14 protein-coding genes and 2 tRNA genes are annotated in these 13,874 nt (G+C 37.8%); 9 read left to right on the top strand and 7 right to left on the bottom strand.

What is annotated here, in order from left to right; genetic code table 11:
• Window positions 1–66 precede the first annotated feature (66 nt).
• Window positions 67–555, top strand: coding sequence for a hypothetical protein (locus KKD45_04570; protein ID MBU4309766.1), 489 nt, complete (start codon window positions 67–69; stop codon window positions 553–555).
• Window positions 556–927: 372 nt separating this feature from the next.
• Window positions 928–1,116, top strand: a complete 189-nt coding sequence (locus tag KKD45_04565; GenBank protein ID MBU4309765.1) for a hypothetical protein — start codon at window positions 928–930, stop codon at window positions 1,114–1,116.
• A gap of 57 nt (window positions 1,117–1,173) precedes the next feature.
• Here the strand turns inward: KKD45_04565 and KKD45_04560 are convergent, their stop codons facing one another.
• The 3 genes from KKD45_04560 to KKD45_04550 are packed head-to-tail and all read right to left on the bottom strand — an operon-like array spanning window position 1,174 to window position 3,781.
• Window positions 1,174–3,054, bottom strand: coding sequence for a VanW family protein (locus tag KKD45_04560; protein MBU4309764.1), 1,881 nt, complete (start codon window positions 3,052–3,054; stop codon window positions 1,174–1,176).
• 60 nt (window positions 3,055–3,114) lie between these two features.
• Window positions 3,115–3,333 (bottom strand): DUF3006 domain-containing protein, encoded by a 219-nt coding sequence (locus tag KKD45_04555; protein ID MBU4309763.1) that lies wholly within the window; start codon window positions 3,331–3,333, stop codon window positions 3,115–3,117.
• Between the two features lie 4 nt (window positions 3,334–3,337).
• Window positions 3,338–3,781: an Hsp20/alpha crystallin family protein gene (locus KKD45_04550; protein ID MBU4309762.1), complete on the bottom strand. Its 444-nt coding sequence runs from the start codon at window positions 3,779–3,781 to the stop codon at window positions 3,338–3,340.
• 201 nt (window positions 3,782–3,982) lie between these two features.
• Between KKD45_04550 and KKD45_04545 the strand changes: the two genes are divergently transcribed.
• Both KKD45_04545 and KKD45_04540 read left to right on the top strand, forming a co-directional pair.
• Window positions 3,983–4,059 (top strand) — tRNA-Val (locus KKD45_04545).
• Between the two features lie 195 nt (window positions 4,060–4,254).
• Window positions 4,255–4,677 (top strand): hypothetical protein, encoded by a 423-nt coding sequence (locus KKD45_04540; GenBank protein MBU4309761.1) that lies wholly within the window; start codon window positions 4,255–4,257, stop codon window positions 4,675–4,677.
• Window positions 4,678–4,777: 100 nt separating this feature from the next.
• Here KKD45_04540 and KKD45_04535 read toward each other — a convergent pair whose 3' ends face one another.
• Window positions 4,778–5,668 (bottom strand): cohesin domain-containing protein, encoded by an 891-nt coding sequence (locus KKD45_04535; GenBank protein MBU4309760.1) that lies wholly within the window; start codon window positions 5,666–5,668, stop codon window positions 4,778–4,780.
• A gap of 273 nt (window positions 5,669–5,941) precedes the next feature.
• Between KKD45_04535 and KKD45_04530 the strand changes: the two genes are divergently transcribed.
• Entirely contained in the window at window positions 5,942–6,409 is a 468-nt protein-coding gene (locus KKD45_04530; protein MBU4309759.1) for an ATP-dependent Clp protease proteolytic subunit, read from the top strand.
• A 105-nt stretch (window positions 6,410–6,514) separates the two neighbouring features.
• Here the strand turns inward: KKD45_04530 and KKD45_04525 are convergent.
• Both KKD45_04525 and KKD45_04520 read right to left on the bottom strand, forming a co-directional pair.
• A tRNA-Ile gene (locus KKD45_04525) sits at window positions 6,515–6,588 on the bottom strand.
• An 84-nt stretch (window positions 6,589–6,672) separates the two neighbouring features.
• Window positions 6,673–7,824, bottom strand: coding sequence for a hypothetical protein (locus KKD45_04520; GenBank protein MBU4309758.1), 1,152 nt, complete (start codon window positions 7,822–7,824; stop codon window positions 6,673–6,675).
• Window positions 7,825–8,113: 289 nt separating this feature from the next.
• On the opposite strand from KKD45_04520, the gene secA reads away from it, so the two are divergent.
• From secA to KKD45_04500, 4 genes are read left to right on the top strand one after another with little or no spacing between them, the layout of a single operon-like run.
• Window positions 8,114–10,987: a preprotein translocase subunit SecA gene (gene secA / locus KKD45_04515; protein ID MBU4309757.1), complete on the top strand. Its 2,874-nt coding sequence runs from the start codon at window positions 8,114–8,116 to the stop codon at window positions 10,985–10,987.
• Window positions 10,988–11,000: 13 nt separating this feature from the next.
• Window positions 11,001–11,591, top strand: a complete 591-nt coding sequence (locus KKD45_04510) for an alpha/beta hydrolase (protein ID MBU4309756.1) — start codon at window positions 11,001–11,003, stop codon at window positions 11,589–11,591.
• Window positions 11,591–11,911: a ribonuclease P protein component gene (rnpA, locus tag KKD45_04505; GenBank protein MBU4309755.1), complete on the top strand. Its 321-nt coding sequence runs from the start codon at window positions 11,591–11,593 to the stop codon at window positions 11,909–11,911. The genes KKD45_04510 and rnpA overlap by 1 nt, the downstream gene beginning before the upstream one ends.
• A 3-nt stretch (window positions 11,912–11,914) precedes the next feature.
• The gene (locus KKD45_04500; GenBank protein ID MBU4309754.1) at window positions 11,915–12,841 is read left to right on the top strand and encodes a tRNA-dihydrouridine synthase; all 927 of its coding nucleotides are present in this window, start codon (window positions 11,915–11,917) and stop codon (window positions 12,839–12,841) included.
• A gap of 34 nt (window positions 12,842–12,875) precedes the next feature.
• Here KKD45_04500 and KKD45_04495 read toward each other — a convergent pair whose 3' ends face one another.
• Window positions 12,876–13,847, bottom strand: a complete 972-nt coding sequence (locus tag KKD45_04495) for a magnesium transporter CorA family protein (GenBank protein ID MBU4309753.1) — start codon at window positions 13,845–13,847, stop codon at window positions 12,876–12,878.
• Window positions 13,848–13,874: the final 27 nt, after the last annotated feature.

Genomic DNA, 13,874 nt, shown 5'->3' with positions numbered 1-13,874 from the left:
AATATTGCTATAATAAATATATAAAATATTCAGAAAAAAGTCAAATATTTAAAAATATTTAAAAAAATGGAAAATAATGAAAAAAAAGAGGAGGTGATTTCTTGGCATGTGCCTGAATATATTGCCTATGAACGATCTCAAAATTGGTATATCATTGCCGGTTTGGTGGCTTTAGGTTTTCTGGTTTTTTCTTTTTTAACTCACGACTTTCTTTTTGCCGTAATTGTCATTATTGCAGTCTTGCTATATGTCTTAAATCATGGTCAGGAGCCGATGATGATAAATATAACTTTGACCGATGAAGGCGTGATCGTGGGGCGAAAATTCTATGACTATGATGAATTAAAGAATTTTTCAGTTCTCTATAAGCCGAAGCAGGAAGTGCGAAATCTGTATTTTGAGTTCAAAAGTGGCATAAAACATCGAATTTCTGTACAATTAGACGGAATGGACCCAATTGCAATACGCGAATATTTGTTAAGATATTTGCACGAGGATTTAGAAAGAACTGATTTGCCCTTGTCTGAGGGATTGGCGCGCTTGTTAAAATTGTAATTTTAAATAAAAAAAGAAATTAGCAATAATTTCTTTTTTTTATTTGCTAAAAACGACCTTTTCTGGTCGTATTTTTTTATTTAATATTAGCAATTAAGACTCAGTTTTGTGGGATAGCTATTGACATTTTTCTCTGGGTGTGATATATTACTTTATTAATCAAAAAAAGGATGGAAGGCCATTTTGAGTGGGTTAGGCACGACAAGCATGGGGATTTAATGTTAGGGTTTTATGGGCCAATTGAAGTAAGTAAGATAAAAATTATTTACTGCAATTGGCTCGGGAATACCTAGCAGAAATTTCTTGCCTGCCCACTTAAGTTGGTCTTTTTTTTAACTAAGAATTAATACTAATAAATTGGAGGTGTCGGCAATGACTATAAATTCCGAAGAGCATCGAGAGCAAACAAGAAAGCTTGAACGCGACATTCTTGAGCTTCTTAAACACTTTGAAAAAGAAAATAAATTTAGTATCGATGCGATTAATATCAGGCATAAAACCGCGGATGGAAAACGAGTTACTGTTTCGTTGAATATTAAGTGCGTGAGGAATCAGTCATGATTCAAAAAAGCAAAACCCAATCAGTGAGAGTGATTGGGTTTTTTATTTTGCTAAATTTTATTTTTTTATAGTCGTTTCAGTTGAAGTGGCCTTGTTTTTGTTGGTATCAATGCCAACTAAGCAAACTTCCTGCCATGGAACGTAGTGTGAGCGGAAACGCGTGTTCTTGACCACTGGCTCAGTAGAAGTGCCTAGGAGGGGATAGGTGACTTTATAGTCGAAATAGGCGTCAGCGCCATTGTGGGCGTGTTCTGTGCACTTTTTCTCTCCGGGCCCAAGGTCGGCCGTTTCGATTATTTTAGTTGGTGCCGGTTTGACGATGTTGTAGATTGTGGGGTAGGTGGAAGTAGCGATACGACCATCTTTTGTGCCCCAGAAATCAAAATATAAATCATAGCCTTCCATTCTTGATAAAATTAAGATGTGATTATTGGTGTCGTTTTGAAATCGGTAATCTGGCCAAGGGTCATAGATTGTTGCATCAGTGCCGGCTGGTTCGTAATAGGAGACACGATAGGAGTGATTACGGCGTGCAGTGACCGGTAGCCCAGTATCAACGGTGCCTCGAAAGATTGTGGTGCCGACTTGGCAAAGACCGCCGCCATATTCTGGAACGGTTTTGTTGTCTTTGATAACCAACTCTGGTAAATAGCCAGAGTCTTTGTCTATCTTACCAAGTGTGGCAATGAGGGAGAATTCTTCGTCTGGTTTGATAATGGTGCCGTTGACAGCATTGGCCCCAGTCTTGATGTTGTGAATTCTATTTTTGGGTGAACCGGTAAATTTTGAATGACCAGTGCCGAGTAATTCCTTGATGCCAAGATTTTCAATTTCGACAGCTGATAGGGATTTTTTTATTTCAGTGATAACTTCAAGCTCTTTGTTTTCTTCGTCGCTGTTTAAAAAGAATTCAATCTTTTTGGCTGTTGCCTCAATATCAAGAGCGATACCTTCTTGTCCGGTTTGAAATTCAGATACTTTGCCATTTTCGATATTGAATTTGGGATCAATTGCTTCTTTGTCTATTTTTGAAGCGATGGTTGTTTTGAGATAATCTTTAATTTTGTCGGAGTTTAGGCCTATGAAGACTTTTTTTTCTTTTGCTTCTTGGTCAAGTTTTAGTTGCAGCCAGGCTAAAACATCGTCTGCGTCCAATGTCCATTTTTTGATATTGTATTTTAAAGTAATAGGCACTTTGCTGTAAAATTTTTGCGCCATCGTCTCAATGTTTAGGACATCAGTTTTGTTTATTTGCGGGTAGTTAATTTCAGCACTAAGCTCAATTGGTTCTTGGTTGAGAGTGTTTAGTCTATCGCGTAGAGTGGTTTTAGCTTGGGCAATGTTGATAATTTGCCCATAAGTCTCATCCTTGATATCGAAAGTAACGGTTTTATCATTTTTGTTTAATTTATAAATAAGCTCAGCGTTCTTAGCCGGTGTTTCGAATCTTTTGAAATTGTCATTTAGGAATTTTTCAACTTCTTGCTCATAAATAGTGTAGTCCATGGCAATTTGGTATTTATAACTCAGGGCGGTAATTTTTTCTAAGAGATTGTTATAAAATTTCCCGTTACGGCCATAGTTAATTGCCGAGTTAACAGTCTTTTCCGTGTCAAAATAAATAATTTGATAAGCTAAATCGCCCTCTATTGAGGAGATGAGGGGATAAAGCGGGGCGTTGTCGGTACGGTAATAGAAAACAATACCATCTTGATTTATCTGATCAATTTTTTGATTAATTAAAGCCGCAGCATCATTTTTTGATAAGCCGCTAAGATTAGTGGTGCCCAAAAAAACACCGGGATAAATTCGGTTTTGATATTTTTTTTCAAAAACAGAATAGGTTGTTAAAACAGCCACAATGATTGTAAAAAAAATGACAGAGAGAACGCTCAGCCATTTATAGTGGTGTTTATATTTTTCGTGAAATAGGAACATGTTGCGAATTTTGTCCGCCGCGGCGGATTGAATTTTGAATAAATATTTCAAAATTTCGTTTTATTCTGTAGGATTTAAAATTTCATTTAAAATAGTTTTGGCCAATTCTTTATTTCTGATGGTTTTTTCGTTTTCAGTTTGAATGGTAAATAACAAAACATCGCCCTCTTTGATATTCTCGGGTAATTTTTTGGTTGGCCAAATTATGGTTTTGTTATCGCTGGTTTTGAGTACAGCCTTGTCGTCTTCAAAACGATCAATTGTAATTTTTTCTTCCATATTATTAGTTTCCTTTAACTCTGATTGAAATTTCTTTAGCGGGTTTTGCTTTTGGCAGGACAACGGTTAGAACGCCGTTTTCCAATGATGCGTCGATTTTCTCAGCTTGAATCTCCACTGGCAAAATAATTGAACGGGAAAAAGCACCCCAATAACATTCACGGAATAGGTAATCGCCATCTTTGACTTCGTTGCCCATTTCTCGCTTGCCTCGAATGGTTAACATGTCATTATTGATTGCAATATCGATATCAGCTGGTTTAACACCGGCGATGGTTGATTTGATAATAATTTCTTTTGGAGTTTGATAAACATCAATAGATAGTTGTCCTTCTTCGGCGTCATTGAGCCAATTGTCATTTTCACTCTCCATTTCGATATCGTCATCTTCGTAAATTTCTTCTAGTGCATTATTTCTATTTGAGAATTTCTTTAAAAAATTTTTCATATTTTTTACTAGGTTAATAGTTTATAAAGTTATTAATATTATAATAGTATTTAAGATATAAATCAAGCACTGGACTTGGTGTTTACTTTTTTAATAAATATGTTAAATTAATTAAACGGACGACTAGCTTTGTTGCTTGTCAGCACGAGGATGACCTGCCTTGGGCGATGAGGGCGGTGGTTTAAGGTTATAATATAATAAGGACGCGTAGCTCAGTTGGTTAGAGTGCTACATTGACATTGTAGAGGTCGGAGGTTCGAGCCCCCCCGCGTCCACCAACATATTTTTTGCCAATATTAACTGAGGGAAATTGCTAATATTGACTTTTTGTGAAAATTGTGTAATATCTATTTTAGATGCAATAAGATCTTAATTTGATTTTATTGTGTTTTTTTGTTCTTTGGAAAAATGGTGATCATGGACGACGTCTGTGGTTATTTTCTGAATGTTCATTATAAAAGGGGAGATTTCTAATGGACGATATGCTAAGACTCGTAGATGAGTGCCATGCCGTAATTCTTCAGGCCAAAAAGAAGGTTAATGAGGAAGCTGAAAAAAATAAAAATGGTCCTTGTTTGGCTGATGTTTTGCAGCCACATGTAACGACAATAATGTCTTATTGTAAAAAGATTAATCCCAAGGACGCAGTTCTTGCCTTGTATCCCTTTATTGATTTCAATGATGAGGGTTGGTTGGAAAAAGCGTTTGCTAGTTGTCAATCTTACAAGTGGGAACATGTTCGGCATTGTTATTTGATTCGTTCTGATCGAACTTTTCTGACGACCAGGATTAAGGACATTGAGCGCAACATGGATTTTTTGGCGTTTTGTCTTGGTACGCTTTATCTTCTGTATAAAAAGGAGAAAGAGTTGGATTATGTCGAGATAACAAATTAATTTCTTTTAAAAACAAACAAAGCTATTCGCTGTAACGAATAGCTTTTTTATTTTTCGCTCAAGGCAGACCCGCCTCGGACTGGATAATTCATAGTTGAATTTATATTGCCCAATCGTCAATTTTGTCTAATTCTGAGTTTTTAATACCTAAGCCTTTTTCGCGCATAATGCGAAAGGCATCCTTGGGACGACCAAGGTAGTAGGCTTTTTTGTCTACTGGGTAGATGTAATAAGCTCGGCCATCATCCTCGACATCAATGAGAATTTTACCCAGAACTTTTGCGGGAAAGGTTTTGTAGTTTTTTATGTAGGCGTGATTGACGCCAAGGCCAAGTTTGCGCATGAGATTGAAAGCATCTTCGGGACGTCCGAGGAAGTAGCGACGGTTGTCGGTAGGGTAGACATACCAAGCCTCACCGTTTTTTTCCACTTGTAAGAGGATTTTGCCAGACATTTTTTTTGTCAAAGATGCAGCAGATTTCAAGGCACTGGAATTGCCAAAGGTTATAAAACTTTGAAATTTTTCTTTTAAAATGTTGTCAGCAATTCCATCGGCGGTTAAAATTTTGGCAGTAGTGGTGGCGATTGTCAAATCAGTCTTTCCGGATTTTAAAGGTGTAAAGGTGATAGTAAAAATTTGGCCAGCTGTGTCTTTGTATTTAGTCGGGGAGCCGCCACCAAATTCAATTGTGCCACTGGCGTTAGAAAATTTTGGCTCTGTAGGCCAAAGAGTAAAAATTGATGGTTTTTTATTGATGCTTTTAATTTTTAAAAATTTCGGATCAAATTTGATTATCCCTTCAGCAGCGTTGATGCCAGCATTGCCGCCGCTGTTGATAATTAAGCGGGTGATTATATCCTTGCCAGCCGGATAAACTCCATACCCAGATGATAAAAAAATGCGTGCCTCCTTGGCGGAAACTTTTACAAGTGGTGCGAGAATAAGAGCGGTGACTAATAAAATTTTGAAGATTTTTTGTTGAGTTTTCATGTTATTATTTTAGCAAAGATTTTTGGAAATTGAAAGAATGTCGGTTGTTAGAAAATAATTGACATAATATGACAAATATTATAATGTTATTTTTTAGTTCTTTAATATTCGTATTTATCATAAAATATAAGACTGAGGGAATTCCCGTAAGATTCATTAGAAAAAGGAGGATGTCATGCATGGTCAAAACATTGGTTTTTCAAGTGAAGTTTCCCTGGATTCGGTTCAATGCCTATTGAAAATGTTGCAAAAGAAGAGAGGGGGGGGGGGCAAATGGTATGGATTGATTCGCCTGGCGGAAGTTTTGAATTTTTCTCAACCTTGGCTCCATTTCTTTTGCAACACAGCTTTACCTCAGTTTGTCGTGATGTTCGATCGGCGGCGGTGATTCTTTTTTTGTTGGGAAAAAAGCGTTTAGTTCTTCCTGATGGCGTTTTTTTCTTTCATGAGGTAAGAGCCATTAGCAATGACGGTCATGAAATAACTATTTGTGATTTAGACGCAGCTATTGATTGGGAGAATGAGCGTTTAAGGTCTTTGCGTCGCGAGTGGCTTGAGGAGGAACGCATTAGAATGCGTAATGCTCAGAATTGGATGCTGGCATTCATTTCGGAACAATCAGGTATATCCCGGTCAACATTTTTAAGTCTGATGCGGGCGGAGGCAACCTTGTCAGCTCGTGAAGCGGTTCATTATGGCCTGGCTCATCGAATTGTGTCAGAAGATGAACTTGGCAATTAAGAGTGTCTTTTTAGTCGTTTTAAAGCGCATGGGAAAAACCATGCGCTGTTTTTTTTGAAAAAATTGATAATAAAAAAAAACAAAGTCTGAACTTTGTTTTTTATGTGCTCGCAGATGGACTTGAACCGTCGACCCCGGCTTTATAAGAGCCGTGCTCTAACCAACTGAGCTATGCGAGCATTTTGTGTAAAATTAAAAAAGACTAATTTTTAGTCATTCTTTAATTATAATATCATTGAAAAGTATTTATTTCAAGACAACATTTATTGTTGTATTATCTTGCCTAGATTTTCTTTAATAGTTTCAATTATCTCTGTTTCCGCTTCTTTAGGGTTTTTCGCAAGAGTAATTCTGGAGAAGCTCTTGGTGCCGATAGGGCTATATTTTTTAACTAAGTCGAGGCTATTAATATTTTTCATAGTATGAATAATGGCCTTAGTAACAACTTGGTCATTTTGTTCTGATTCGTAAAGAATAACAATAATCATTGCTTGTGGGATATTGGTGATTAGTTCATTGATAACTTCGGGAATTTCATCTTCGTTAGTACTGGTTTTAATTAAGTCTTGTTTGGTTAAAACTGACCAGACCAACTTGTTGTCGTTTGCGCTTGATAATCGAGCCAGAACTCGGCCCCAAAGTTTGAGAATATTTAATGAGCGAGAGCGATAGAGCTTGCTGACGATTTGCTCGCGTCTAGCCCCAAGGGTAATAAGCTGAGAGGCAATAGTTAAAACCTGTGGTGTGATGTTCTGAGTCTTAAAATTATTGGTCTTAGAAATAATACCGGCTAAAATGCAGGTCGCAATGTTTTCGTCAATTAAATCTTTGTAAGTGTCATTGATGATGTTGAAAACAATTTCTGAAGTGGAGATATTTGATAGTTCAGTTTTATTGATTTGACCATAACCCTCATTATTGGAATGATGGTCAATGTTGATGATAGGGGTTTGGTAAAAAAATTCTGTATCCTTGTCATAGATTCTGCCCAACGATTCTAGGTCTGGAGTATCAAGGGTGATGATTAAATCATATTTGAATTCACCAGAGCGGGAAGTAATATTTTCGTGCGAGAAAAAACCATCACTGGGATAGACGATGAATTCGATAGAGTGTTCCTCTTTTTTGTATTTAATTTTTTCAATTCGAGAATTAGTGGTATCAAGGGAGATAATGAACTTGCGTAGATTTTCGATATTTTCTTTGATGTCATTATAATTAGGCAGGAATTTGAAAGTATTTGATCTTTCGAGTTTTTCGGCAATGATGTCGAACTTTTTCTCCATTTTTTTCAAAACCATACCAAAGGCAAGAGCAGAGGCAACAGCGTCGCCACTCCAAGTTTTATTGAAAGTGATCAATATGTTTTGAGATTTTTTGATCTGCTCAAAAATTTGTTGGTCTTGAGTTAGCATAATTCGAAGTTTTTTTGCAATAAAAAAAATGGCTGGTTGACGTATTTCTCCTAATATTAGGTTAAATAATGTTTTTATACCAAGCTTGGGGAAGGAATAAAAAAATGATTCGTTATTACTGTTCTTATAATAATATATCAATATATATAATAAAAAACGATGTGTCAATAGAGAAGGGTTCACATAATCTTGATTTTTCTAGCTAATGCTATTATAATAAGCATATTATTCAATAATAAATTTATTATAAACTTGTCCTGTGATTGTATGGGCTTTTTTTTGAGCATTTATGTCTATTATTACGAAAATTTTTGGAGACCCAAATTTAAAAATAATTAAGAGCTTGCAACCGATTGTTGATCAAATTAATGCTTTAGAGGCGAAATATGAGGCTATGAGTGTTGAAGAGCTTCAGGGTATAACCGCAAAATTACGCGCGGAACTAGGTATTATACCAATTACTAATTATCAATTGCAGGCAGCCAGTGAGAAGAATAAGGATGAAAAGTCTAAGCTGGAATTACAAGAAAAGCTAAATGCATTGTTGCCGGAGGCGTTTGCAGCTGTGCGTGAGGCAGCGCGACGAACAGTGGGGCAGAGGCATTATGATGTGCAGATGGTTGGTGGTATTATTTTGCACCGTGGGCAGATCGCAGAGATGAAGACTGGTGAGGGTAAAACCTTGGTAGCGACTTTGCCTTTGTATTTGAATGCCTTGACTGGACAGAGTGTGCAGTTGATTACCGTGAATGATTATTTGTCTAAAGTTGGTGCTGGTTTGACCGCGCGTATTTATGAAGCCTTGGGCATGACAACGGGTGTGATCATTCATGAGAGTGCCTTGAAGTATGACCCGGAATATATTAATGAGGCTGAGACGGAAGAGAAGTTAAAACACTTCAAGCGGGTGCCACGTCAAGACGCGTATCGCTGCGATGTGGTCTATGGAACAAATAATGAATTCGGATTTGATTACTTGAAAGATAATATGGTATCGAGCTTGGACCAGATGGTGCAACGTGGTTTTTATTATACCATTGTCGATGAAATTGATTCTATTTTGATTGATGAGGCGCGTACTCCTTTGATTATTTCTGCACCAGCAGAAGAGTCAACTGATAAATATTATAAATTTTCTGAACTGGTAAAACAATTAATAGAAAATGAAGACTATAACGTTGATGAAAAAATGAAAGCGGCGACATTGTCTGAGGCTGGTATTACTAAAATGGAAAAATGGTTGGGCGTGGAGAATATTTATACCATTGGTGGCATTCGTGAAGTGCATCATATTGAACAAGCTTTGAAAGCACATGCATTATTCCTGAACGAACGTGATTATATCGTTAAAGATGGTGAGGTTGTTATTGTTGACGAATTCACCGGCCGATTGATGCATGGCCGTCGTTATAGTGAGGGCTTGCACCAAGCGATTGAAGCTAAAGAGAGTGTGAAGATTCAACGTGAATCGCAAACTTTGGCAACAGTGACCTTTCAAAATTATTTTAGATTATACGAAAAATTAGCCGGTATGACTGGTACGGCGGCGACAGAAGCTGAAGAGTTTCATAAGATCTATAATTTGGAGGTGGTGTCAATTCCAACGAATAAGCCGAATGTGAGAATTGACCAAAATGATTTAATTTACAAGACGGAGATGGGTAAGTTTGCGGCGGTGACACAAGCGGTAAAGGAATTGCATAAAAAAGGGCAACCGGTTTTAGTGGGTACGATTTCAATTGCAAAGAATGAGCTCTTGGCAAATTTTATGGAGCGCGAGGGCTTACGGCCACAAGTTTTGAATGCCAAGAATCATGATAAGGAAGCGCGCTTTATTGCTGATGCCGGTAAGCTGGGTACCATTACGATTGCCACTAATATGGCTGGTCGTGGTGTTGATATTATGCTTGGCGGTGTGGCACCAGAAAAGGACAGTCCTGAATATGCCGAGTGGCAGGAAAGTAGCCGCAAGGTGAAAGAATTGGGTGGTTTGCACGTGATTGGTACTGAGCGTCATGAGTCACGTCGTATTGATAATCAACTTCGTGGTCGTGCCGGTCGTCAAGGTGATCCTGGTTCATCACAATTCTTTGTGTCGATGGATGATGACTTGATGCGTATATTTGGTGGTGATCGAATGAAGTCGATTATGACTAGTTTAAAATTGCCGGAAGATATGCCGATTGAGAATAAGCTAATTTCTAGATCTATTGAATCAGCTCAGAAAAAAGTCGAAGGCAATAACTTTGATATTCGTAAGCATTTAGTGGATTATGATGATGTGATTAATAAACACCGAGAAGCGATTTATCGTAAGCGTTTGGAGATTTTGACTTTGTCCGAAATAAATAAATTAAGTGAATCCTCTACGGAAGTTGAGGGCGAAAAGAAGACTTTGAGTGATATTATTTTAACAATGGTGGAGAATGAAATTGAGCAGGTGGTGGCTTTTCATGCGGCAGCTGATGAAATCAAGGATTGGAATGTGGCCGAGATTTATCAGACGATGACCACAATTTTTCCGATTGGAGAACGATTAAAAGATGATTTACAAAAGAAATTTTTGGAAGGTGATCATAAGTTCGACCGAGCGAAAGCGCGTACAGAGATTATTGAGCATTTATACGGAATGGCCAAGAATGTTTATGATGAATTGCAAATGAGACTCAAAGATTTGGGCGTTGATTGGAGTGATATCGAGAAATCAATCTTGATTCGCGCGATTGACATGATGTGGATTGAGCATTTGGAAGCAGTGGCGAGCGTGCGCCAAGGCATCGGCCTACGTGGTTACGGTCAACGTGATCCTTTGATTGAATATAAAAAAGAAGCCTTCGGTCTTTATAACCAACTTAATAATTTGATTGATAAGGAAGTGGTGTATAGTATTTATAAGATTGGCATGATGCACGGCGGTCAAGCGCAAGAAATTAAAGCGCCAAGTTTGCTTGAACAGGCGAAGCAATTCAGCGCTCCCGAGAAAACTATGAGCGATAACTCAGCTAGTTTTGCAGAATATAAAAAAGATGACAGTGCCGGTCATCGCGAAACAGTTGACTTGATTCATGAAAAGGTAAAAGATGAAGATGGTAACAAAGTTGGTCGCAATGATTTATGTCCTTGTGGATCAGGGAAGAAATATAAAAAATGCTGCGGTAAATAAGTTCTATTAACTTATGTCAAAAAGACTATTTATAATCCATGGTTGGGAAGCTGATCCAAATAGTAATTGGTTTCCTTGGTTAAAACTAGAAGCAAGCAAGCTTGGCTTTGAGGTTTTTGTGCCGGCGATGCCGAATACGGCTCATCCAGTCAAAGACGAATGGATTGCGTATTTGAATAAATTAGTTGGTGTCGTCGATGAAAATACTTATTTCATCGGCCATAGTTTGGGCGTGATTGCGATTTTAAAATTTTTGGAGCAAGTGCCAGTCGGACAAAAAGCGGCCGTGGCGATTTTAGTTGCTGGTTTTTCTGAGTCACTGGGTATTCCTGAGGTGGAAAGTTTTACGAATACACTGCTTGATTATGAAAAAGTAAAACAAAGTGCCGTGAAGTTTATCATTTATCAATCAGATAATGATCCCTTGATTCCTTTGAAGAGCGCGGTTGTTATGCAAGAAAAATTTAACGCGGATATAATTGTCATTAAAAATACAGATAGTCCAGAGGACGATTTATTGCAACAAGGCAATCATCTCTGTGAAGGGACGGGCGATTTTGCTTTTCCGGAAATATTGGATAATTTAAAAGACTATAAAAAATAATGAAATATCAATCACTAACAAGAAAGAAAGACTTTGATGAACTCTTCGCCCGCGGTCGCGGCCGGAAGAGTAATTTTTTATTGTTAAAATTCTTGCCCAATACAGATGGCGACACCAAGGTCGCTATTATTGTTAGTAAGAAAATTTCTAAATTGGCGGTGATTCGAAATCGGAATAAAAGAAAAGTGCGCGTGGCGTTGCAAAGTGTGGACTTGAAAGCAGGGCACAATTATGCGCTGATTATTTTAAAAGATGTGAGTGAGCTTGGCCAGATTGAATTAGAAAAAGATTTTGGGATTTTGGTATCTGTTAAAAAATAATTTATGAATAATTTCTGGCAAAAACTGAATAAACCTTTTTACTGTCTCGCTCCTATTGCGGGCGTGTCTGATTCGGCTTTTCGACAGATGTGCAAGGCTTATGGTGCGGATGTGGTGTATAGTGAGATGGCATCGGTAAATGCGCTTAGTTTTGCGCCGGAGAAAACTTTGGAGATGTTGCGGTTTGAGGAATCGGAGCGGCCTTATGTGGTGCAGTTGTTTGGGAGTGAGGAGGGGAATTTTGAAAAGGCGGTGCGGATAATTGAAAAAGAAATTAAACCGGATGGAATTGATATTAATTTTGGCTGTCCTGTGCCAAAGGTGGCGAAACAGAATGCGGGGGCGGAATTGGCGAAGGATTTGGTGCAATCACGCAAGGTGGTGGAAGTGGTGGTGAAGACGGCGACCGTGCCGGTGTCTGTGAAGATTCGAAAAAAAGCCGGCGACGTGGACGCTTTACAATTCTTGGATAATATTAAGGATTTGGACGTGAAAGCGGTAATGATTCATGGGCGGGATTTGAAGCAGATGCATGTGGGTGAAGTGGATGCGGAAATTATTAGACAAGCGCGGAATCATTTTGGCGGAATTATTATTGCTAATGGTGGTGTGAAGGATTTACAAAGTGCGCAAGATTTATTAATAAAGTCTGGCGCAGATGGATTGGGGATTGCTCAGGGAGCGTTTGGGAAGCCGTGGATTTTTAGTGAAATTAAAAGTGGTGAATTGCCGGCAAGTGTTTTTGATGTTGCTTTACAACATGCCGAATCGGCGTTTAAGTTGAGAGGAAAGACTGGGATATTAGAAATGCGGAAACATTTGTGCTGGTATGTGCAGGGCCTGCCGGGCGCTAGAAAGATACGTGAAGAGTTTGTGCGCGTAGAAACAATCGAAGACATTAGGAATATAATCAAAAAGAACGTTCAATAATTGAACGTTCTTTTATTTTGTCTTTGTAGTTAACTTATAACCACTTTTTCTTTTTGAAAAATAGAAGCATTGATAGGCCTCCAATAACCATTAAGCCGATGATAAACCAAAAACCATACGGTGTAGTAAGAAAGGGCATGCCGTTTTCAACTTTCATGCTGAATATAGCGGCAAAGAGGGTGAGCGGAAAGACAATTACGGAGATTATTGTCAGTGTTTTCATAATATCATTCATGTTGTAATTCATTAACGACTCATTAGTACTGTTCAAGACTTCAATCATTTCTTTCTGGTTTTCTAGGGATTCCCAAATTCTTTTGGATAATTCTAATAAGGTAAAATAATATTTACGAACCTCTGCGTCTTCAACTAAGTCAGTTTCTGGTTGGGTTAATTTTTTGATAATATTCTTGTGGCTTTGCATAATGCGACGGGTGCTAATAATATTTCGTCGTAAAAATAAAATATCAGAAACGGCTTTTTTAGTTTCTTGTTCAAAGATTAATTTCTCAACGTTGTTAATGGAGATATTCATCTTGTCTAAGACTTGATAAGTATCAACCATTAATCTTTCTAATATTTCGTAAAGCAAAACAGCCGTTGATTCGTGCTTGGTTGACAGTAAGCGTTCGCCGTCTTTTTTGCAAATGCTGAAAAAATCATTTAGAACTTTGATATTTTCATGAAGGGTAACAACATAATCTTTGCCAATAAAAAATTCAATCTCAGTTGAAAAAATCGAACCATTGCGCATGACGGGAAAATGGAGAATGAGAAAGAGATAGTCGCTACCTTTTTCCACCAAAGGTCTTTGCGCCGTTGCCTTAGTGGAGGAAGCTTGAAGATGGGCGAGTGAGAAGTTGTGTTTTTTACTTTGGCGTAAAAATTGAATCTCAGCTTTGCCTGGATCGGTAATATTTAACCAAGTCAATTCACCACCAACAGTGTTGGGGTTATCAATGGTAACTTCATGTATATTTTTTGAGATCTTTTGATAGTTGGACATTTTTTATAATTGTGGAAAACTTATTTG

This window comes from Patescibacteria group bacterium (assembly GCA_018897195.1).
Classification (GTDB): Bacteria; Patescibacteriota; Patescibacteriia; order Patescibacteriales; family UBA12075; genus JAHILH01.
Note: the sequence above shows the minus strand (reverse complement) of the source record. Positions and strands in the feature narration are given on the sequence as shown.